This is a genomic window from Neobacillus drentensis (assembly GCF_036965645.1).
GTDB classification, from domain to species: Bacteria; Bacillota; Bacilli; order Bacillales; family Cytobacillaceae; genus Neobacillus; species Neobacillus drentensis_D.
The window spans coordinates 18,157-40,769 of the sequence record NZ_JBALPZ010000041.1 but is presented as its reverse complement, the minus strand read 5'-3'; the positions used below and the strand labels follow the sequence as shown (position 1 = coordinate 40,769).

19 protein-coding genes are annotated in these 22,613 nt (G+C 37.2%); 15 read left to right on the top strand and 4 right to left on the bottom strand.

Going from position 1 to position 22,613, the window contains the following annotated elements; genetic code table 11:
- Positions 1–26 precede the first annotated feature (26 nt).
- Both V7266_RS08045 and V7266_RS08040 read right to left on the bottom strand, forming a co-directional pair.
- Entirely contained in the window at positions 27–1,556 is a 1,530-nt protein-coding gene (locus tag V7266_RS08045; RefSeq protein ID WP_335467355.1) for a diguanylate cyclase domain-containing protein, read from the bottom strand.
- A gap of 164 nt (positions 1,557–1,720) precedes the next feature.
- Positions 1,721–2,380 (bottom strand): FMN-dependent NADH-azoreductase, encoded by a 660-nt coding sequence (locus V7266_RS08040; protein WP_335467353.1) that lies wholly within the window; start codon positions 2,378–2,380, stop codon positions 1,721–1,723.
- 332 nt (positions 2,381–2,712) lie between these two features.
- On the opposite strand from V7266_RS08040, the gene V7266_RS08035 reads away from it, so the two are divergent.
- Together V7266_RS08035 and V7266_RS08030 are read left to right on the top strand one after the other, a co-directional pair.
- Complete coding sequence (locus tag V7266_RS08035) at positions 2,713–4,113, top strand: MFS transporter (protein WP_335467351.1); 1,401 nt, start codon at positions 2,713–2,715, stop codon at positions 4,111–4,113.
- Between the two features lie 320 nt (positions 4,114–4,433).
- The gene (locus V7266_RS08030; protein WP_335467349.1) at positions 4,434–5,810 is read left to right on the top strand and encodes a glycoside-pentoside-hexuronide (GPH):cation symporter; all 1,377 of its coding nucleotides are present in this window, start codon (positions 4,434–4,436) and stop codon (positions 5,808–5,810) included.
- Between the two features lie 49 nt (positions 5,811–5,859).
- Here V7266_RS08030 and V7266_RS08025 read toward each other — a convergent pair whose 3' ends face one another.
- The gene (locus V7266_RS08025; protein ID WP_335467347.1) at positions 5,860–7,053 is read right to left on the bottom strand and encodes an ROK family transcriptional regulator; all 1,194 of its coding nucleotides are present in this window, start codon (positions 7,051–7,053) and stop codon (positions 5,860–5,862) included.
- Positions 7,054–7,326: 273 nt separating this feature from the next.
- On the opposite strand from V7266_RS08025, the gene uxaC reads away from it, so the two are divergent.
- The 7 genes from uxaC to V7266_RS07990 all read left to right on the top strand — a co-directional run bounded on the left by uxaC (position 7,327) and on the right by V7266_RS07990 (position 15,539).
- Positions 7,327–8,730: a glucuronate isomerase gene (gene uxaC, locus V7266_RS08020; RefSeq protein ID WP_335467345.1), complete on the top strand. Its 1,404-nt coding sequence runs from the start codon at positions 7,327–7,329 to the stop codon at positions 8,728–8,730.
- 240 nt (positions 8,731–8,970) lie between these two features.
- Positions 8,971–10,383 (top strand): NADP-dependent phosphogluconate dehydrogenase, encoded by a 1,413-nt coding sequence (gene gndA, locus V7266_RS08015; protein ID WP_335467343.1) that lies wholly within the window; start codon positions 8,971–8,973, stop codon positions 10,381–10,383.
- A gap of 244 nt (positions 10,384–10,627) precedes the next feature.
- Complete coding sequence (locus tag V7266_RS08010) at positions 10,628–11,518, top strand: AraC family transcriptional regulator (protein ID WP_335467373.1); 891 nt, start codon at positions 10,628–10,630, stop codon at positions 11,516–11,518.
- 29 nt (positions 11,519–11,547) lie between these two features.
- The gene (locus V7266_RS08005) at positions 11,548–12,435 is read left to right on the top strand and encodes a sugar phosphate isomerase/epimerase family protein (protein ID WP_335467341.1); all 888 of its coding nucleotides are present in this window, start codon (positions 11,548–11,550) and stop codon (positions 12,433–12,435) included.
- A gap of 1 nt (position 12,436) precedes the next feature.
- Positions 12,437–13,594: a Gfo/Idh/MocA family protein gene (locus tag V7266_RS08000; RefSeq protein WP_335467339.1), complete on the top strand. Its 1,158-nt coding sequence runs from the start codon at positions 12,437–12,439 to the stop codon at positions 13,592–13,594.
- Positions 13,595–13,675: 81 nt separating this feature from the next.
- Complete coding sequence (locus tag V7266_RS07995; RefSeq protein ID WP_335467337.1) at positions 13,676–14,695, top strand: Gfo/Idh/MocA family protein; 1,020 nt, start codon at positions 13,676–13,678, stop codon at positions 14,693–14,695.
- A complete protein-coding gene (locus V7266_RS07990) occupies positions 14,682–15,539 on the top strand; it encodes a sugar phosphate isomerase/epimerase family protein (RefSeq protein WP_335467335.1) in 858 nt (285 codons plus the stop codon). Before V7266_RS07995 ends, V7266_RS07990 begins: the two co-directional genes overlap by 14 nt.
- A gap of 116 nt (positions 15,540–15,655) precedes the next feature.
- Here V7266_RS07990 and V7266_RS07985 read toward each other — a convergent pair whose 3' ends face one another.
- Positions 15,656–16,813 (bottom strand): ROK family transcriptional regulator, encoded by a 1,158-nt coding sequence (locus V7266_RS07985; protein ID WP_335467333.1) that lies wholly within the window; start codon positions 16,811–16,813, stop codon positions 15,656–15,658.
- Positions 16,814–17,059: 246 nt separating this feature from the next.
- Here V7266_RS07985 and V7266_RS07980 point away from each other — a divergent pair, with 246 nt between their 5' ends.
- The 6 genes from V7266_RS07980 to larC form a co-directional block, all read left to right on the top strand.
- Positions 17,060–18,328 (top strand): lactate racemase domain-containing protein, encoded by a 1,269-nt coding sequence (locus V7266_RS07980; protein ID WP_335467331.1) that lies wholly within the window; start codon positions 17,060–17,062, stop codon positions 18,326–18,328.
- An 18-nt stretch (positions 18,329–18,346) separates the two neighbouring features.
- Complete coding sequence (locus V7266_RS07975) at positions 18,347–19,117, top strand: SDR family oxidoreductase (protein WP_335467329.1); 771 nt, start codon at positions 18,347–18,349, stop codon at positions 19,115–19,117.
- 80 nt (positions 19,118–19,197) lie between these two features.
- Positions 19,198–20,001 carry an ATP-dependent sacrificial sulfur transferase LarE gene (gene larE, locus V7266_RS07970; protein ID WP_335467327.1) on the top strand — a complete coding sequence of 268 codons (804 nt, stop codon included), beginning with the start codon at positions 19,198–19,200 and terminating at the stop codon, positions 19,999–20,001.
- A 100-nt stretch (positions 20,002–20,101) separates the two neighbouring features.
- The gene (locus tag V7266_RS07965; protein ID WP_335467325.1) at positions 20,102–21,577 is read left to right on the top strand and encodes a gluconokinase; all 1,476 of its coding nucleotides are present in this window, start codon (positions 20,102–20,104) and stop codon (positions 21,575–21,577) included.
- A gap of 20 nt (positions 21,578–21,597) precedes the next feature.
- Positions 21,598–22,374, top strand: coding sequence for a nickel pincer cofactor biosynthesis protein LarB (gene larB, locus V7266_RS07960; protein ID WP_335467323.1), 777 nt, complete (start codon positions 21,598–21,600; stop codon positions 22,372–22,374).
- Positions 22,355–22,613: nickel insertion protein (gene larC, locus V7266_RS07955; RefSeq protein WP_335467321.1), on the top strand; the 259-nt coding region annotated here is incomplete at its 3' end. The genes larB and larC, both read left to right, overlap by 20 nt.

Genomic DNA, 22,613 nt, shown 5'->3' with positions numbered 1-22,613 from the left:
TATAAAAAAATAAACCTAGAAGAAATTCACGTTGGAATTCTTCTAGGTTTTTCGTTTACAGAAATTGTATTCCTGCCTCTGGTTTTTGATAAGTATAAAGCAGAGTCAGCTGCTTTAATTAATGAATCGGGATTAATTGATTTAGTAGGAAAAATGGTGGCAATACCAATGCTTAAAGTAATAATATCGGTAATTTCAGAACTCTTATGCGGGACTCTAAGTGATTGAACTGTATCTTTTATCTGATGCGCCACTTGCAATCCTTTCTCACTATTGGAGGAAGGTAGAATTAGTGCAAATTCTTCACCGCCGTACCGGCAAAATGTACAGTTGGAATGGTCAAGAATTAAATCATTAACGGCTTGAGCAATCATCTGTAAACAAAAGTCACCTTTTAAATGGCCGTAAGTATCATTGTATTTTTTAAAAAAATCAATATCAAACATTATTAAAGTAATAGGTGCAAGATAGTCCATCGCGTTAGTCCATTCCCTGAGAAGGGTCTCATCAAAAAAACGGCGATTAGCAATACCCGTTAACCCATCCATATAGGATAATCGATTTAGCAGTTCATTCGCTTCCTGGAGCTTTTGTTCAGTTAGTTTTCTTTTCGTAATATTTCTGGAAACGATGATGACTTTTTTCTCGTCTTCTTCTTGATAGGGAACCGTTTTTAAAGTTGATTCAATCCAAATATAGTCACCAAACTTGGAACGGTAGCGATAAGTAGATTCAGCTGAACCCTTTTGCAGTGCTCTCTTAAACATATCATTAGTTTTTTCGACATCGTCAGGATGAACGAATGTTTCCAACCTTTTCCCTAAAAGCTCAGGATATTCAAAATGAATGACTTCTTTTACTGCCGGTGATATGTAAATATATTCTGCTTGATCATTGTGCATGGTAATCATGTCACTGGAATACTCGGCTAGTAAACGAAAGCGCTCTTCGGTTTCTTTTACCTTGATTAGACTATGTTTTAATTGATTTTGAGTCTCATTCGATCCGACGACAAATACAAAAAATTGATATCCAAACAAACCGCCTATCATGGAAATAAGATTATGCAGGGTTAACACAGTTCTAAGAATCTCTGAATCCTCAATCCGGATAATGAAAATTATCGATATAATCATTAACCCACAGAGATTCATCAAAAAAGCTTTTGAAGTACGATGAATGTTTAGGGTTGAGATAAAGCCGCAAATAATTCCAGTTAAAAATATCCCACTGGCAGGAAGAATTGCCGAACTGTTGAAACCAAATAATATTATTCTCCCCATCGCAACCAGTGCTGCTGCAATGATTGCCGGTATAAACCCTCCGAACGCACCAGCAATCACTACTGCCAAGTGTCGTAAATCTGCATATATATCCGTACTCACTTGTATAGAAAATGTCATTAAAATATTACCAAGAATTCCAAAACATAGCCCCCAGTAAAGCTTAGTGGATAAAGGTGAGGTTGGATATAATGGCTTATCTTTGAATAACACACCCATTATGGAAAAAGAAGAGATTAAAAGAGCGGCATTTGAGACGAAATCTTTGAGCATGTATATTCTCCTGAAAAAAAAATGAAATGAATGATATCTCATCATAATGATTAAATAATGACAAAGCATTCCAATTATACAATAAATTTGATATTTAGGGCAAAGCAGATAGGGGATAAAAAGAGAAGCAAAAAGCTTCCTTCAAGAAGGAAGCTATTCTGCAATTATACTTGAATCAATTCTTTTGCAAATTCTTTTGCTGCTGCTCTTGCATCTCTCTTACCTTGATCTAAAAGTTCAGGTACTCTGTGTGGAGATAAATCAAAACCTTCTGCGACAACTGTATCACTTACAGCCATTCCTAAAAAGCGAAGAGCAATTTTTAAGTAGCGGTCACCTGATTCCAATTCTTGCATTGGAGTTCCGATATACTGACCCCCTCTTGTTTGAATGTGAATCGCCTTTTTATTGTCTAAAAGACCCTTAGGGCCATTGGCTGTATGGGCAAAAGTTTTTCCAGATATAAATAAATTATCTATATATGCTTTTAAAACTGCGGGAGAATTTAAATTCCACATAGGGGAAACAAACACATAAAAATCATACGTAATAAACTCATCTGCAAGAGCATGCATCTTTGTTATTTTTTCTCTTTCTGGATCTGATAGCTGATCAAGGGTGTATCCATAACCGGCCAACTTTCCTCTTGCTGAGACCAAATCGGCATCCATTTGCGGAAAATTGTAGGCAAATAAATCTATTCGGTTAATCTCAACATCAGGACGTTCTGCTTGAAATGCTTCTAAAAATGCTTCTCCAATTTTAAGCCCTTTAGATTTTTCCAAGCCTTTTGGGTTCGCAGTTATATATAGTAATTTTTTCATATAATATCACTACTTTCATAGTTAATAATACTCATTACTTTAATTATAGAAAAAGTACAGTTCGGCAATATTGAACAATTGGTGAAGTTCATGAATATTAAGTGACATTTTAGAAGGGGACAATAAAAAGTTGGTAAAATTTATTATTCAAACGCTTTCAAAAATATATTGACTCTAAATATAGAGGATGATAAGATAAGGATACATTAATTAGTTAGTTCATTAAACTAATTAATAAAATCTCGAGATGCAATTATATTTTTTTAGTAGTTTTTGAAAAGGGTTACAATTTTAAAAATCTCAAAACTAAATTTATTTTGGAGGGGAACAATATGGGTCAATCGGCACAGAAATTAGAGACAAAGCCATCTGAATTCAGAAAGTTTGGTATGAAAGACAAGCTTGGATATATGTTTGGTGACTGGGGTAATGATTTCTTCTTTATTCTTGTAGCATCGTTCTTAATGGTTTTCTATACTGATGTTTATCATTTGAATCCGGCTGTAGTCGGCGGACTGTTCTTTTTTGCACGCTTGTGGGACGCAGTAGCAGATATTACATGGGGACGCTTTATTGATACAAGAAAAGCAGGGAAAAATGGGAAGTTTAGACCATGGATCTTTAGAATGGCATTTCCACTCGTTATTGTCGGTGTGTTAATGTTTGTTCACATTCCTGGTATGTCAAATGGATTTTATCTTGCATATGCATATGTAACTTATATTTTATGGGGTACTTTGTACAGTACTGTAAATATTCCTTATGGGTCAATGGCTTCCGTAATTACAGGTGATCCTGTTGAACGTACAGCTTTATCCAGCTGGAGAACATTAGGTGGAAATTTAGCAGGTTTAATTATTAACGTTGTGGGTCCACTGATTTTGTTTGTTGACAATAAAGCAGATTCTAATCACTTCATACTAGGTGCGGTTATTTTCGGTGTACTTGCACTTGCCTGTTATATGGCTTGTTATAAATTATCGATTGAACGTATTGTGATGGATGAAACAACTAAACCAAAGATGAATTTGGGACAAACTATGAAAGGTCTTGTGAAAAATAGACCATTAATTTGGTTCCTTATTGCTTCCTTATTGTTCATGATTTGTTTCATGCTAATCGGAGCTGTAAACGTTTACTTGTTTAAAGATTATTTTGGAAATGCTAAAGCATTAAGTATGGTTGGTCTACTTCAATCCGTAGCTGTATTTGTTGGTATGCCATTGGTGAAACCGTTAGTTGCGAAGTTTGGTAAGAAAGAAGTGGCTTCAGGCGGTATCTTACTTGCTGCACTTGTATATGGTATTTTATATTTCCTTCCAAATTTAACAGGAACACAATTTATCGGAATCTTAACCGTTGCTATGTTTGGTTATGGTATCTTCAATCTTGTTATCTGGGCTTTCGTTACAGACGTTATTGATTATCACGAGTATTTAACTGGTTTACGTGAAGATGGAACCGTTTACTCTATCTACTCAATGGCTCGTAAAATTGGTCAGGCAGTTGCTGGCGGATTGGGTGGTGCAGCCATTGGAGCAGTTGGTTATAATGCAACACTAAAAGCACAAACAGCTGATACACTTCAAGGTATTCATACACTTGGAACGTTAGTACCTGCAGTTACACTTGCTGTAGTGTTCCTAATTATTGTATTCCTATATCCATTAAACAAAAAGCGTACAGCACAACTTACAATTGATTTAGCTGAAAAGAGAAAAGGTAATAACTAAGTTAAGTATAAAATCAGAAAGAAGATAGCTAAGATCCTTTAGCTATCTTTTTTTATGTCTCTAAAATGCCTAAAGTATTGGTTAAGTAGTAGTAAAAGTTCCTTTTTGTCGTTGTTCAAATCCTCGATAAACGCTTACAAGTTTTTATTGACGAAATATGTCGAGAGGTGGTATCCTAACTATGCAAACAATTTGTTAGTTTAATAAACTAATTAATAGAACCTTTGATACAATCAAAATTCTATCATTTATTCCAGATAGTTTTGAAAAGGATTACAGGTTAAAAACAATTAATCAGCGTGAGAGGGAGAGTGGACATGATGGGGAATAGCAGCTCAAAAAAATTAACCTTAAAAGAGAAAATTTCATATGGGTTAGGTGATGTCGGTAATGGATTTATGTTCGATATGGGGCAAATTTATTTGCTTAAGTTTTATACAGATGTTTTAGGAATCTCGGCTTATTGGGGAGGACTAGTATTCTTAGTTTCGAAAATATTTGATGCGTTTGCCGATTCCGCTGTTGGTGCGTTCGTGGATAAACGGAAGCCCGGTAAAAGAGGCAAGTTCCGTCCGTTCATCTTATTTGGATCGATTCCACTTGCAATTATGACAGTAATCTCATTTATGGCACCAGAATTATCAGATACCGGTAAAATTATCTTTGCGTTTATAACCTATATGGCATTCGGATTATCCTATTCGATAGTTAATATTCCTTATGGATCACTTGCAGCTTCTATGACTCAAGATTCTGTGGATCGTGCGTCTCTTGGATCTTTTAGAGCTATTGGCAGCCAATTTGCACTACTTGTTTCCGGGATGGTTGTAATCCCAATAGTCTTATATTTTCCAAACGAAAAACTAGGATATACCGTGGGAATTGCATCAATGGCATTGATCGGGGTAATCTTCCATTATATTTGCTACCGCAATACAAATGAAAACGTTATTAGGGAGCCTAAAGTAGAAAAAGAAAAGGTTCCGATGTCAAAATTATTTAAACTATTACTTAGCAATAGACCACTAATTGCTCTTTGCTTTGTTTGCTTGTTTATGGTAGCAGCTAGCAACCTGCGTACAGCTGTCCAGTTATATTACTTACAATATAATTTAAAGAATACAGGTCTTATGTCATTGCTTTCTTTTACGAGTATTGGAATCGCTGTCATTGGTTCGTTTTTTATACCGGCACTTGTTAAAAGACTTGGAAAAAAGAATACATTCGTTATGGGTCTTTTAATTGGCATTGTCGCAGATGTTTTGAACTTTATCTTACCAGCAAGCGTACCAACTTTCCTGACATTACTTGCAGTTGGAAGTCTAGGACTTAGCTTTGCATTGGGGCTGCCATGGGTAATGGTTGCTGATGCAGTCGACTATCATGAATGGAAAACAGGACAACGGACAGAAGGGATTGTTTACTCAAGTTACAGTTTTTTCCGTAAGTTAGCACAGGCCTTAGCTGGTTTTATTCCGGGCGTTGCCCTTGGGTTAATCGGTTATGTTCCAAATGCAGAGCAAACTGCAGGTACACTCCTTGGAATCAAAGGGCTAATGTTCCTGATACCAGCAGGTTTAAACTTAATTGCAGCGGTTATTTTAATTGTTGTTTATAATTTAACAGAGGATCTTTATAAAAGGATTATTGATGAGCTTAAAAATAAACCAAAAACTAAGGATAGTTTAAGCGCTTAATTTCTAGTGAAAAACCCCCTTCGCAAAGAAGAGGGTTTTTTTGTATTCATTAAATGACGACGCTTTCATCTTGTTCTATTTTCAATTGTAAAGGTAAATTTAACATTGGAACATCAAGAAATTGCTTGATCGCAAGGGCGCAGGCACCAAGAATGGTTGACTTCCTGCCAAAGGATGAAATCCTTAATTCACGGTAATGGCTGATAGATGAGTTCAGATTATCTCTTATTTTATTGAGAGAATCCGGATAAATACGCAAAAGTTTACTATCAAGCACAATTACATCTGGGTTATACATGTTAATCATATTATTCAAACCAATCGATAAATAGAAGATAAATTGTTCCAATACTTCGCGTACTTCTTCATCGCCTTCATTTAGCCACCCTTGTATTTGTTCATAAGTCAAATTCTCAATTTGTCTTTTTTCGGACAGATATTCAAAAATAATTGATTCTGAGGCATATTTTTCCCAGCATCCTTTATTTCCACAATTACACTGTTTACCTCCAGGAACGACAATCATATGACCAATTTCACCTGCATACCCATCGTGACCTCGGAAAAACTCATTGTTCATCATCATCCCAAGACCGATTCCTGAATAAAGGGTTGCACATAATAAATTGTCTGTTTCATGATGGACAAATACACGTTCTGCAAAAGAGCTGAGATTGGCATTGTTTTCAAGTTGAATGGGGATATCGAATTCTTTTTCTAAATCACTTTTTAAGTTTATTTCATGCCATTTCAACCGTGGTACATAGTGAATGTTCTCTTCTTTTGATACCAAACCATGGATCGCGATAACAATTCCAACAATTCCATAGCGGCTTTCATTAAAATCTGCTTCGAATTTCTTGATTTGTTCATTAAGCAGCATAAGAATGTCTTTATAGTCTGTAGTATTTATTTTGACATTAATAGTTGAGATCGGACAACCGAGAAGATCTGATATCGTAAAAGATATTTCTCCATAATCAAGATCAATTCCAAGTGCGTAGCCAGCATTACCGTTTAAAGAAAGCATGATCGGTTTTCTCCCAACGGTAAAGTGCTCAAGATGAGTTTCTATAATGAGCCCTTCTTCTAATAGATCTGCAACCTGTGCAGAGATGGTTGCTCTCGTCAGGTTAGTGGCCTTGGATAAATCAGCTCTTGATATCAATCCTTCTTTAACTATTTCTCTAATTATGAGAGAGCGATTAATTTTCTTTATATATGCCGCATCACCGGTAACCATTTATATCCTCCATTTCGGGCAGTTCCCTTTATGTATATTCCTATTATATCAGTTCTTTTTAACAAATGACTGTTATTATTCAATTTATTCCTAAATAGTTAATTGACTAAACATATTAAACGTGTTAAATTATGAATGTAGTTAATTTGTTTAATAAACAAATTAAATGGTTGTGTGTGTGTTTATTTTTTAAAAAAATATTTTAATAATTCTGTAAGGGTTTACACTGGGTAAGCTAACAATATGTATTTTAATTAAAAGGAGACGACTTTGATGAAAAATTTTATGGACCAACACTTCTTATTAAATACAAAGACGGCTGTAAAGCTTTACGAAAATGCCGCAGCTGAGGCTCCTATTTTTGATTTCCATTGTCACTTAGACCCTAAGGAAGTATGGGAAAACAAGTCTTATGAAAATATAACGCAAATATGGCTTGGTGGAGATCATTACAAGTGGAGAACGATGCGCATGCATGGTATTGGCGAGCGCTACATTACTGGTGATGCCAGTGATTGGGAAAAGTTTGAAAAGTGGGCAGAAACGGTTCCTTATTTAATTGGCAACCCTGTTTATCATTGGACTCACTTAGAACTACAAATGTTCTTCGGAATTGATAAGGTATTAAGTCCTGAAACAGCCCGTGAAATTTGGGAAGAATGTAATGAAAAACTACAGAAGCCTGAATTCAGTGCAAGAGGGCTGATTGAGAGATCAAATGTAAAGTTTATCGGAACAACTGATGATCCAATTTCCACTTTAGAATACCATCAATTATTGAAAAATGATGAAACTTTTAACACAATGATTGCTCCAACATTCCGTCCGGATGGTGCACTTTTTATTGAACGTCCAACTTTCACAAGCTGGATTGAGAAATTGGCTGATGCTTCAGGTATAAAAACGGATTCCTTAGATGGATTCTTAAACGCATTGAAACAACGGGTAGAGTATTTTCATGAACATGGGGGCCGTGCCTCTGACCATGATATTCAAAAAATGGAGTATGTAGAAATAACCAAGCAAGAGGTTGAAGCCATTTTCAATAAACGTGTAAGCGGTGAACAACTTTCGAATGAAGAATTGATTGCCTACCGTATTTTCCTCTTAAAAGAACTTGGAAAAATGTATGCAGAAAAGCAGTGGGTTATGCAGCTTCACATGGGGGCTATGCGGAACAATAACACAAGAATGAAAGAACTGCTAGGAACAGATGTAGGATTTGATTCAGTTGGAGAAGCTAATATGGCGGAAGGGTTATCTCGATTCCTTGATGCTCTTGATCAGGAAAATGCACTTCCAAGAACTGTTTTATTTAACTTGAACCAAAAAGATAATGTCGTGTTAGCTGGAATGATGGGGAACTTCTATGAAGAGGGTGTTCCTGGAAAAGTCCAACTAGGTTCTGGCTGGTGGTTTGTTGACCATATCGATGGTATGGAAAGACAAATGAAGGATTATGCAAATGTGGGTGTACTTAGTCATTTTATTGGAATGCTGACAGATTCTCGCAGTTTTCTTTCATATGCACGTCATGATTATTTCCGTCGAATTTTATGTAACATCCTTGGAGATTGGGTGGAAAAAGGTTTGGCTCCAAACGATTTGAATCACATGGAGAAAATGGTTCGGAATATTTGTTTTGATAATGCCGAACAATTCTTTTTAAAACGCTAAGATGCAGCAGGGGACGGGGTCCTTCATAGTAGACCTCCTCTTGATTAATGAGGTACCAGCTATTGGATTAAACAGAATTAGATGGTTAAGCTAATTTGGTGTCTCTCTCTAATAAAGTTACTGGCTTCGAAGTTAATGGGCAGTTTCTGATTATAATTAGAAAATTAAGCACTTTTTTATTGTCATAAGGGTAAGAATATGGTTATCTATAAAGAATAACAACAAGGAAAGAGGGATAGTATGTCAAAACAACAAATTGGTGTAGTTGGATTAGCGGTTATGGGAAAGAACTTGGCATTAAATATTGAGAGCCGTGGCTACTCTGTAGCAGTATTTAACCGCTCATATGATAAAACAGAAAGCTTTTTAAAGAATGAAGCTGAAGGGAAAAATTTCGTAGGGGCTAAAACAGTGGAGGAATTTGTAAATTCCCTAGAAAAGCCGCGCAAAATCTTACTAATGGTTAAAGCTGGTGCAGGTACCGATGCAACAATTGATTCTTTAAAACCATACTTAGAGGAAGGCGACATCCTGATTGACGGAGGTAACACATTCTTCCAAGATACAATCAGACGTAACAAGGAATTAGCGAATGCTGGCTTCCATTTTATTGGTACAGGTGTTTCTGGAGGAGAAGAAGGGGCACTTAAAGGACCATCCATTATGCCTGGCGGTAATAAAGAAGCATATGAATTAGTCCAGCCTATTTTAGAAGCCATTTCAGCTAAGGTTGGGGGCGATCCATGCTGTACCTATATTGGACCAAACGGTGCTGGTCATTATGTGAAAATGGTTCATAATGGAATTGAGTATGGAGATATGCAATTAATTTCAGAAGCTTACTTTATTTTGAAAAATGTCCTTGGCTTAAGTGCGGATGAACTTCATAATGTCTTTTCTGAATGGAATAAAGGCGAATTAGATAGCTACCTAATTGAAATTACTGCAGATATCTTTACCAAGGTAGACGAAGATACTGGTAAACCAATGGTGGATGTAATCCTCGATACTGCGGGCCAAAAAGGCACTGGTAAGTGGACAAGCCAAAATGCCCTAGATTTAGGTGTGCCACTTCCAATCATTACTGAATCAGTATTCGCTCGTTTTATCTCGGCAATGAAAGAAGAGCGTGTTAAAGCAAGTAAAGTATTAACAGGACCAGAAGTTAAATCATTTGAGGGAAGCAAAGAAGAATTAATTGAAGCGGTTCGTAAAGCTTTATACATGAGTAAAATTTGCTCTTATGCTCAAGGTTTTGCCCAAATGCGTGTAGCATCTGAAGAATATGACTGGAATCTTCGTTACGGTGATATCGCAATGATTTTCCGGGGCGGCTGTATCATTCGTGCTCAATTCTTACAAAAGATTAAAGATGCATATGATCGTGACCCAGAACTGGCAAATTTATTATTAGATCCATACTTTAAGGAAATTGTTGAGAATTATCAACAGCCGTTACGTCAAGTTCTTGCTGTAGCGATTGAGCGTGGTATTCCTGTACCATCATTCGCAAGTGCAATTGCTTACTATGACAGCTACCGTACTGAAACACTTCCTGCAAATCTGTTGCAAGCACAACGTGACTATTTTGGTGCTCACACGTATCAACGGGTTGATAAAGAAGGCGTATTCCATACAAACTGGATGGAATAAGGATTTTCTTTACTAAATGATTTATAGAGACTAAACTGGCCCATTAGGGTAGGTTAGTCTCTATTTTTTTACGTTTTTCTTTGACTGGAAATTTTTATTAAAAAGCAATATAAGACAAAAAAGAGGGATATTTGAGCATTTTTAGAGAATGATTTTTACTACAGGGTGCAATAAAATAAAAATATGGTTAGTTAACAAATCAGTTGTTAACGCTTACTTTAAGGGCGTGAAACTATTGGATAAAGTGAGTTCATCTAACTATAAAAGAAAAATAATGGATGAATGGATAACGGCTTTTTATCGGGTACAAGGTTTGGACAACTCATTCAATTTTCACTCACACCGAGAATATGAGATTTATTTTTTTCATTCAGGTGATTGTAAGTATTTAATTAACAATCGAATTTATGAATTACAGCCTGGTGATATTATATTGTTGGATGGGATGACCTTGCATAAACCAAATCCGGGTACTGGCAGCACCTACACAAGAAGTATGCTCCATTTTTCACCTACATGGCTCCGAGAATTGCTGGGTACCCTTGGAGTACCTAATTTATTAGATCCCTTTAAAAAACTTAACAATTGCTTACTGCGAACGGGATATGATGAATCAGGACAAATTGTAGATGGAATGATTAAGGAAATTGCTGCTTCGTTGGAACTAATTGATCTAGACTTCCAAAGGACCGGTAAGAAAAATGAGCTATTAGAGGCTGAACTGAAACTTGAGTTAATTCAATTATTGTTAAGAATTTATAAAATGAGTCAAAAGGAATTATCTCAAGTAACAAGTAAAAAGACCGAAAAAGAAGCTCATGCTGAGTCTATTGCATCCTGGATTAATGAACACTATATCGAAAAGGTTAGTTTAGAACGTATAGCGTCAGAATTAAATCTTAGTAAGTATTATGCCTCACATGTGTTTAAGGAAGTTACTGGTTTCACAGTAATGGAATATGTAATGGGGTGCCGTCTCAATCAGGTGAAGTATTTATTGGAAATGGAACCAAATCAAACTCTTACAGAGGTTTCCCAGTCAACTGGATTTGAGAGCGTTGCCCATTTTAGCCGATTTTTCAAAGAAAAAATGGGCAAAACGCCGTCGCAATATCGTAAGGAAAAACGAAAGTAGAATTTCGTAATAGAGGGAGGAACAGGGAAATGAAGAACGATTTATTGATTTCCGGTTTTTCGGATGAAATCTCTTCTGACTTTGATACCCAGCTAAAAGTTGTAGCAGAATTAGGAATGCGTTACATATCTTTGCGGGGTATTGATGGGAAAAATATTGGCGATTTTACCGTGGAAGGGATAAAAGAAAGTGTCCAGCCACGGCTTCAAAGAGCAGGGATTGGTGTTTCTTCGATTGGATCGCCGATCGGTAAGGTGTTCATCAATGATGAAGAGGGATTTGCCAAACAAAAGACCATGTTAGATACACTTTGCCAGATTGCTAACTTATTAGAATGTAAATACATTCGTATTTTTAGCTTTTATATTCCAAAAGGTGAAGAAGCTGACAACTACAGAGACGAAGTAATTGGCAAAATAAAAGACTTTGCAGCTATTGCAGAAAAATTTGATGTTATCCTATTACACGAAAATGAAAAGGACATTTATGGGGACATTGCTAGACGCTGTCATGAGATTTTAAAAGAGGTTGGCTCTGACCATTTTAAAGCTATCTTTGATTTTGCTAACTTTGTTCAGTGTGGTGAGGACACTCAGGAATGCTTCGATTTATTAAAAGATGATATCGTCTATATACACATCAAGGATGCTGTCACAACCGATAGTCAAAACGTGGTCTGCGGAACAGGGGAAGGTAAAATACCTGGAATTTTAGCACAAGCCATTCAAAGCGGTTACAAAGGCTTTCTAACTCTCGAACCTCATCTTGTTCGCTTTGATTCTTTAAAGGATCTAGAACTTGAAGATGCTGAAAAGATTATTAAAGATAACAAGGACCTTGATGGTGCAGGTGGATACAAACTTCAATATGAGTCACTAGTAAACATTCTTGAAAACATAGAAAGCGGGGAAAAATGAAATGGCAAATGTTAGATTAGGGATTATTGGCTTAGGTGCACAAGGCGGAGCATATGCAGGATTTCTAGCAGATGGAAAAGTAAAAAACATGGTACTTGGAGCTATCTGTGACAATGACCCAGCGAAAAAGGAATTGGCAGCAGAAAAATATCCTGAAGTCCCATTCTTTGATAACTACATTGACATGCTGGAAAGCGGTGATGTTGACGCTGTAGTTACCTGTGTTCCACATTATCTGCACCCTGAAATGGGAATTGAAGCACTAAAAAGAGATATCCATGCATTGGTAGAAAAACCAGCAGGTGTTTATACCAAACAAGTAAGAGAATTAAATGAATTTGCTGCTACAAAACCAGAATTAACCTTTGGAATTATGTTTAATCAACGAACAAATCCACTATATCAAAAGGTGAAAGAGATTATTGATAATGGTGAAATTGGCCAAATTCGCCGTACAAACTGGATTATCACGACTTGGTGGAGACCACAAGGCTATTATGACCAAAGCGCATGGAGAGCAACATGGGGCGGCGAAGGCGGCGGCGTCCTTGTCAATCAGGCACCACACCAAATTGATTTGCTTCAGTGGATTTGCGGCATGCCAAAAAAGGTCTATTCTAATGTAAAATACGGCTACCAAAGAAATATCGCGGTAGAAGATGAAGTAACGACCATCTTAGACTATGGTAATGGAGCAACAGGAGTATTTATTACGTGTACGCACGATGTTATGGGAACAGACCGCTTTGAGATTTTAGGCGATAAAGGAAAAATTGTTGTCGATGATAGTAAAAAGATAACCGTTAAACGTTTAAAAAAATCTGAATCTGAAATGAGCGCAACCATGAGCTGGGCAGATGTAACAAAAATTTTCATGGGTCAGGGCTTATCTGAAATCTATACAGAAGAAGTTATTGAATTTGAAAGTGTTTGGGGCGGTCAGCACATCGCTGTTATGGAGAACTTTGCAGCGAATATTGTGGAAGGAACTCCACTGCTTGCACCTGGCAGTGACGGAATTAATGGAGTTGCCTTGGCAAATGCAATCCACCTATCGAGCTGGTTAGGTAAGGAAGTAGAACTTCCAATTGATGAAGAGTTATACTTTGCTGAGTTGAGCAAAAAAGTGGAAGAAGAAAAAGAGAATCCAATTAAATAATTAATTTTATTAATCTATAAATCTAAACGAACTCGGGTAAGTCATGTTTCCTCCCCGAGTTCCTTTAAAGGGGAATAGCTGATGCTCAAAATAGGAGTAATAGGACTTGGTGATATATCAAAAATTCATATTCCAGCTATACAAGCAAACCCTAATGCGGAGTTAACAGCTGTATGTGACCTTGATGAATCTTTAAGGAATACCTTACCTGATGTAAACTTCTATACTGACTTTCAAGAAATGCTGAAAATAGAATCATTGGACTGCGTGCATGTTTGTTTACCGCATTATCTTCACTATCCAGTAACAAAGGTCTGTGTTGAAAATGGTGTTCATGTCTTTCAGGAAAAGCCCTTGTCTTTGAATACACAAGAGGGTATGGCTTTAGCGAAGCTAGAGGATGAGCATCAGGCTAAAATTTGTGTTTGCTTACAAAATCGCTATAATGAGTCCTTTGAATTGCTGCAAGAAATTATCGGTAGCAATCAATTGGGCAAGATGATCGGGATAAAAGGATTAGTTACTTGGTATCGGCCAAAAGAATATTACGATGTGAAACCTTGGCGGGGAAAAATGAAGCTTGCCGGCGGTGGAGTGATGATTAACCAAGCTCTTCATACCATCGATTTAATGCAGCTGCTTGGTGGTGAGATTGATTCGATTAGAGGGTCCATCGATCAATTATTGGATTACGGGATTGAGGTTGAAGATACAGCTTCAGCCCATATTCAATTTAAAAATGGCACGAAGGGATTATTTTTTGCCTCAAATGCCAATGCAGAAAATTCAAGTGTTGAGCTAGAGGTATCCTTTGAAAAAGGAAAATTCATCATCAAAGATAGTGTTTTAACCAAGATCAATGCTGAAGGAAAGAAAGAAAAATTGATTGAAGATGCCAAGATGCCCGGGACAAAATTCTATTACGGAGCCAGCCACATTAAACTAATCAATCAATTTTATACCGCCATAATAAACAACTCTCAGAATTATGTAAAGGTTAAAGATGCCCTTACATCGATTAAAATGATTGACGCAATCCGCCAATCCTCAGAAGAAAAAAGGATAATAAATATGGAGGAATTACAATATGCAAACAGCTAAAATTGGCGTTCAAATGTTTAACCTTAAAGAAAAAATCGTGGAGCTAGGTGCATATGAAACATTAAGAAAGTTAAGTGAGCTTGGCTATCATTATGTCGAGGTAACTCAAATACAAATGACGGAAGAAAATGTAGCTGAATTAAGAAGAGCTAGTGTTGATTTTGGAATCAAAATTGCTTCCATTTCAGCTCCTTTAGATACCATGCCAGGGATGCCTGGTGAATCATTGACAAAAGACTTTGATAAAATTGTGAATGATTGCAGGCTTTTAGATTGTAATTTTATCCGAATTGGCATGATGCCGATTCAATTAATGGGTCATAAGGACCAAGCCATGGAATATATTCGTAATGCAGAAGCGATGGCAGAGAGACTAGCGGAGCATGGAATTGAATTATATTATCATAACCACCATATTGAATTTGAGAAATATGATGGAAAATGTTTATTGGACATTATGAAAGACAACACTTCTAAACTCGGCTTCGAATTAGATGTTCACTGGGTTCAACGTGGCGGCGAGAATCCAATTAATGTGATTAATAGATTTGCGGGACGCGTTTCATTAATTCACTTAAAAGATTATCGAATTGGAAATATGAATGTAAGTGAAGAAGATTTTAAAGATATGTCTAAGTTTATGCAAAAGTTCACAAATATCATCGAGTTTGCGGAACTTGGTCAAGGAAACTTGGATATAAAAGGTATAATAGAAGCTGGTGTGAAGAGTGGCGTTCAATATTTCCTAATTGAGCAAGATGATACGTATGGCCGCGATCCATTTGATACGTTAAAGGATTCAGGGGATTATTTAAGAGAGTTAGGTTACGGAGATTGGTTTTAATCGGCAATTGTAAAATGGCTATTTAAAAGGTGGTGTCGGGCACAAACGTGCCGGGCACTATTTTTTTATTGATAGAGAAAAAAGCCCCCAGTGCCGGAGGCCGAAATGAATGATTGCTATAGAGTTAAACTAAGCTCTGAGACCTCTAAAAACTTTTGAATTCCCAATGCACATGCTCCCATTATACAAGCTTTTTTACCAAATTCAGATATTAGCAGTTCAGAATAATGGCTGATTCTAGAACTAAAATGTGCTTTAAGTTCTTCAACTGCATTAGGATATAAACGAAGTAATTCACTATTTACGACTAGAATTTCCGGATTATAAAGGTTAATCAGATTATTTAGTCCAAAAGATAGATACAAAATAAATTCATCCATTTCTTTACAAATTGTAGGTTCTTTTTCATCAAGACCATTCTGGATATCTTCAAAACTCAGATCAAGTTTTTGGAGGTCGTGAGAAATTCGCCGAGTAAGGCTATTTTCTGAGGCATATTGCTCCCAACAACCTAAACTTCCGCAGCTGCAAGGCAAGCCATTGGGGACGATAATCATATGGCCAATTTCACCAGCGTATCCATGAACGCCCTTTAATAATTTACCGTTTATCATAAATCCAAGCCCAATACCTGAATATAAGCTAACGGAAAGTAAGTTATTACTATGGTGATGCTTGTAGACTTTTTCCGCAAATGCACACAAATTTGCATTATTCTCAATGTAAATCTTGATGCCAACATTATTTTCTAAGTCTTTTTTTAAGTTTTTGTTTTTCCATCCGTGTTGAGGAACAAAATAAATGATTTCATCGGTATCCACTATTCCATGAATTCCAATGACGACTCCAATAAGGCCGTACTCCGTTTGTTCACATTTGGATTGGTAATCTTTAATCTTATGGCTTAGGATATCAAAAATGATTTCGTAATTTGAGATTGGCAGGTCGATTACATCCATGTGAACGGGACAACCATTCAGATCAGTCAGAGTAAAGGTAATCGTAGTCTTATCGAGATCAATTCCCAAGGCAAATCCGGCTTTTTTGTTAATTGATAACATAATAGGTCTTCTGCCTAGACTTTTGTGCTCTAATTGGGATTCGACTATTAAGGCATTATCCAAAAGTTCTGAAACCTGCACAGAAATAGTAGCTTTATTAAGTCCGGTAACTTTAGCGATCTCTGCCCTAGAAATGGATTTATGCTCAATAATTTTGCTTAAGATTAACGATCTATTCATTTTTTTAATTAGCGATGTATCACCTGTGAGCATAAAAAACCTCCTTGTTTTTTTTAGAGAAAATATCACATATTTATTTATTGACGTAAGAAAGCCATAATGATATATTATACAGGTAATTAGTTTGTTTGGTAAACAAATTAATTTAAAAGACGCAAAGTTTATTTTTAAAAAGGTCAATTTGAAAGGGATTACAGATAAGAATTTATGCTCCCTGTTCATACATTGAATAGATTCCAAAGTGGTAAACTTAAATTAAACAAAGGAGTGATAAGGAATATGGGAATTCTTCAAGAATTATTAAAGGATATTCCGGTACCTAAAATGGCCAAAGTGAAAGTAAAGTTTGAAAACAATAAAATTGACGATCTTGGCCAAGAATTAAAGTTGAAATTGAACCGGGTACATATTCAAGAAAAAATTCATCCTGGAATGGAAATAGCCATTGCTGTTGGAAGCAGGGGTCTTGACCGGCTAGTAGAACTAACAGCAGTAACGGTGCAATTCCTAAAGGAACTAGGGGTCAAACCATTCATCGTTCCTAGTATGGGAAGTCACGGCGGTGCAACGGCTGAGGGACAACGTGAGGTGTTAGCTCATCTTGGTGTAACGGAGGCTACTGTCGGCTGTGAAATCCGCTCATCGATGGAAGTAGTCAAAGTGGGGGAATTACCTAATGGATTACCTATTTATGTGGATAAGTTTGCGTCAAAAGCAGACGGTATTGTGGTAATTAATCGGGTAAAACCACATACGGCCTTCAGGGGACCGGTCGAAAGTGGAATTATGAAAATGATTAGTATTGGGCTCGGAAAGCAAAAAGGCGCAGAAGCATGTCACCAAATGGGCTTTAAATATATGGCTGAAAATGTGCCGGCAATGGCAAAAGTGATTATGGAAAAAACACCATTTCTTTTTGGTGTCGCAACAATTGAAAATGCTTTTGATAAAGTGGCAGTACTCGAAGTGCTTACTCCTGAAGAAATTGTGGAAAAAGAACCTGCGCTGCAAAAGCAAGCCAAAGAGTTATTGCCGAAGCTCTTCTTTGAACAACTGGATGTTCTTCTAATTGATGAGATTGGTAAAAATATTAGCGGCGATGGTATGGATCCCAATATTACCGGGCGCTATCCAACCCCATATGCATCAGGCGGACCTGACGTGAACAAAATGATCGTGCTTGATGTAACGGTACAATCAGAGGGGAATGCCAATGGAGTTGGAACAGCTGATTTTACTACCCAGAGGCTGATAGATAAGATGGATAAAGAAGGCACTTATGCAAATGGATTAACTTCAACCGTTTGTGCGCCTACAAAAATAGCAACCACCTTGCCCAATGATAAAATGGCGATTCAAGCAGCTGTAAAAACCTGCAATATCTTAGATTTTACAAAGGTTAAATTGGTAAGGATTAAAAATACATTAGTACTTAGTGAGATTGAAGTTTCTGAGCCTTTACTTCCATTCATTGCTGAGCATCCGAATATGGAGCAAATCTCAGATGTATATGAATTCCAATTTGATGATAAAGGAAATTTATTTTAAACAAGAGGAGAGATCGATATGTCAAATTTATTTGATTTAACAGGGAAAACAGCAGTTGCAATCGGGGGAAATGGTGTATTAGGTTCAGCGATGGCAAAAGGATTAGCGGAACATGGAGCAAGAGTGGCGATTGTCGGCCGTAATTTGGAAAAGGCAGAAGCTGTTGTTAAGGAAATTAATGCAAATGGCGGCGAGGCAAAGGCATTTCAAGCAGATGTTAGTTCCCGAGAATCATTGATTCAAGTAGCAGATGAAATTGACCAGTGGTCAGGCGGCTGTGATATTCTCTTAAATGCACCAGGAACGAATAGTTCTACACCGTTTCTTGAACTTGAAATGGATGAATATGATAAAATTATGGAAATTAACCTAAAAGGAATTGTACTAGCTTGTCAAATTTTTACGAAGCGAATGATTGAACAGGATAGAAAGGGAAGCATTATTAATATTTCTTCTGTATCTTCTACAACACCACTTTCTCGGGTATTTACGTATTCTGTATCAAAAGCAGGACTTAATAGTGTAACCCAATATTTAGCTCGTGAGTTTGCGCCAAACGGGATTCGCGTAAATGCGATTATTCCTGGGTTCTTCCCTGCTGAGCAAAACCGAAAAATTCTAGATGCAGACAGAATTGAAAATATTATGCGGCATACACCAATGAACCGATTTGGGGAAGCCGAGGAGCTTCAAGGTGCGACAGTATGGCTTGCATCAGATAAAGCTTCAAGCTTTGTGACAGGTGCCTTGATCAGAGTAGATGGCGGATTTGGAAGTATGACCATTTAGTTTGAATTCACATAAATCAGCTTTTCTAAAAATAGGTTAAAATAGGATAGAAATTAAAGAAATGTTAGGGAGTTGGGGAAATGCTGACAGAGAAGTATAAAAAATTACAATCCATTCTCCGTGAGATGAAATCAGTGGTCGTTGCCTTCTCAGGAGGGGTAGATAGTACGTTTTTGTTAAAAGCTGCGGTTGAAACGTTAGGTACGGAACAGGTCCTTGCAGTTACAGCAGACTCTGAAAGCTATCCCTCAAGTGAATTGGAAGAAGCAAAGGTACTTGCGGAAAAAATTGGCGCAAAACACCAAGTCATCGAAACCTCTGAGCTAGCGATCCCAGGCTATGCAGAGAACAATAAGAATCGTTGCTATTTTTGTAAAAGCAGTTTATTCGATCACTTAATCCCTGTAATGGAAGAAAAGGGGTTTCAAAATGTGATTTATGGTGTCATTGCAGACGATTTGAATGAATTCCGTCCAGGTATGAAGGCAGCTAAAGAAAAAGGGATTCGGGGTCCACTGCAAGAAGCGGAACTGTATAAAGAAGAAATTAGAGAACTTTCAAAAGCATTTAATTTGCCAACTTGGAATAAACCATCATTAGCCTGTCTTTCATCGAGAATAGCCTATGGTGAGTTTATTACAAAAGAGAAATTAACCAAGGTTGAAAAGGCTGAGGATTATCTAAGATCACTTCAAATTCGCCAAGTGCGGGTAAGAACACACCAGGATATTGCAAGGATAGAGGTAGAACCAAGTGAAATGGCTATTGTTTTAAATCATCATGAACAAATAGTTAAACAACTTCAAGACTTTGGATACAAATACATTACCTTAGACTTAGTTGGTTATCAGAGCGGAAGTATGAATAAGGTTCTATCTAAATAGTAATTCCTCCCTCGAGTGTTATAAACTTTAAAAGAGAAAAGGCTTTGGTGGAATCCAAAGCTTTTTCTTTTAAATACGTTATAAAAAAGGAAGATGAATTATGTCAAGTGAATATGTAATGGGGCTTGATATTGGAACAACAAGTGTTAAGGCTTGTGTTTTTACTTTAAAAGGAAAATTAGTGGCTGAAGTAGAGAAAATGAACACATCCTTTTACCCTGAACATGGCTGGGTGGAGCAAGACCCCATCGAAATTGAACAAGCTTCAGTACTAGCGATTAGAGAGGTTATGAAAAAAGCAACTATCGGAAAAAATGAGTTGGTTACCATTGGTTTTTCTGCTGCAATGCACTCTCTTGTTTGTATTGATGAAGAAGGAACCCCTATATCACCAGCTCTCATTTGGGCGGATGGCAGGAGTTATGAACAAGCTGAAAATATAATGAAAACGATGGGAGATAAGGTTTATTCCTATACGGGAACACCGATTCATCCGATGACACCTTTTGTAAAACTAGTCTGGATGAAAGAAACAGAATATGAACCTTACAAAAGAGCCCAATATTTTATGTCTATTAAGGAATACTTACTGCAATGCTGGTTTGGTAAAAGAGTGATCGACTATTCTATGGCATCAGCTACAGGATTATTCAACCCGGAAACACATAAATGGGAACCAGCATTATTAGAGTTTGCTGGTATTAGAGAAGAGCAGCTATCAGAAATTGTCCCTCCGACGAAAACATTAACTGACATTAACCAAGCAAAAGCTGAAGAAATGGGAATAAATCCACAAATTCCCTTTGTTGTGGGCGCTGCAGATGGTCAATTGGCGAATCTTGGTATAGGGGCGATTCTACCTGGCGAAGTGGCAGTATCTGTGGGAACAAGTGGTGCCATCCGGCAACTTACAAAAGGAGTAAGGATGAGTGAAAATCAAGAGACTTTTTGTTATTCCTTTACAGAGGATACTTGCATTATTGGAGGACCTTCCAACAATGGCGGGGTAGCCCTGCAATGGCTTAAGGACCTCTTACAAGATGAAAGAAGCTTCCCTGAGTTCCTCTCTGATGCGGAAAAAGTTTCACCTGGGGCTGATGGAATCCTTTTCCTCCCTTATTTAAATGGTGAACGAGCACCTATCTGGAATCAGCTTGCAAAGGGGAATTTTTATGGAGTATCCATTACTCATAAAAAAGAGCATTTTATTCGAGCTGTATTAGAAGGGATTACCTTTAATCTGTATCAAATCGGAAAAGCCTTGGAGAGGTTAGCAGGTGAGCCGAAAAAGATTTATGTTAATGGCGGTTTAGCCAGATCTCCATTGTGGCTGCAAATGATGGCTGATATTTTTGAAGCAGAAATCTATGTCTCAGAAAGCCACCATAGCGCTGCCTGGGGTGCTGCCTGGACAGCGCTTGTCGCCATTCATAGAGTAGAATCCTTTGAAGAGATTAAAAAGAATATACCGATGGGGAAAGCGACCATACCTAATAAAGAAACAAGTGAAATGTATAAGAGGATTTATCAGAATTATATCGAATTGGCTAATGATATGAAAAAGTACTTTAGATAGAAAATTAAAGGGGGAAGCTTATGCTTGATGAAATATTAAAACAAGTTCAAACAGGGACCCTTAGTATCTCAGACGCTAAAGAAAAATTGGCAACCTTTGAGAATTTAGGCTTTGCAAAAGTGGACCATCACCGCAAAAAACGTCAAGGGTTTGCAGAAGTCATTTATGGTGAAGGAAAAACGGCTGATCAAATTATTTCAATTGTTCAAGCGTTAAGGGCCCGGAATAACGAAATACTTGTTACAAGAGTTTCAAAGGAAAAAGCTGAAATCATCATGCTTAGTTGTCCTGAACTTATTTATAATGAGACGGCCCATATACTTTTTTGGAAAGATGAAACAGAGTCTATAAAAAGTAAAGAGGGATACATTGCAGTAATAGCTGCAGGGACCTCAGATTTAAGGGTGGCAGAAGAAGCGGCTGTTACCGCAGAAGTTTTAGGCAGTCAAGTTCATCGCATTTATGATGTAGGCGTTGCAGGAATACATCGTTTATTGAACCATGCTGAGGAAATTCAACAAGCAACTGTATCTGTTGTGGTTGCTGGAATGGAAGGAGCCTTGCCAAGTGTAGTTGGGGGCCTCGTCTCACATCCGGTAATTGCTGTACCGACAAGCATTGGTTATGGTGCGAACTTTCATGGGTTATCAGCTCTGTTAACGATGCTAAATTCATGTGCTTCAGGAATTAGTGTGGTCAATATTGATAATGGATTTGGCGGCGGCTACAATGCAGTCTTAATTCACCAACTTGCACAAAAAGGGGAAGCCGTAAAAAATGAAGACACTATACTTTGATTGTTTTTCAGGAATAAGCGGGGATATGGTCCTCGGAGCGCTAATTGATGCAGGAGCAGACCCGGATCTTCTAGTCTCAGAATTGAAGAAGCTGAAACTAGATGATGAATACGAATTGAAATGGAAAAGTATTGTCAAGAATGGAATCACCAGTACAAAGTTTGATGTGATTTTGCAAAATAGTTCTAATCAGGCTGATCACCACCATGAACATGAACACAGTCATGACCACGAACATA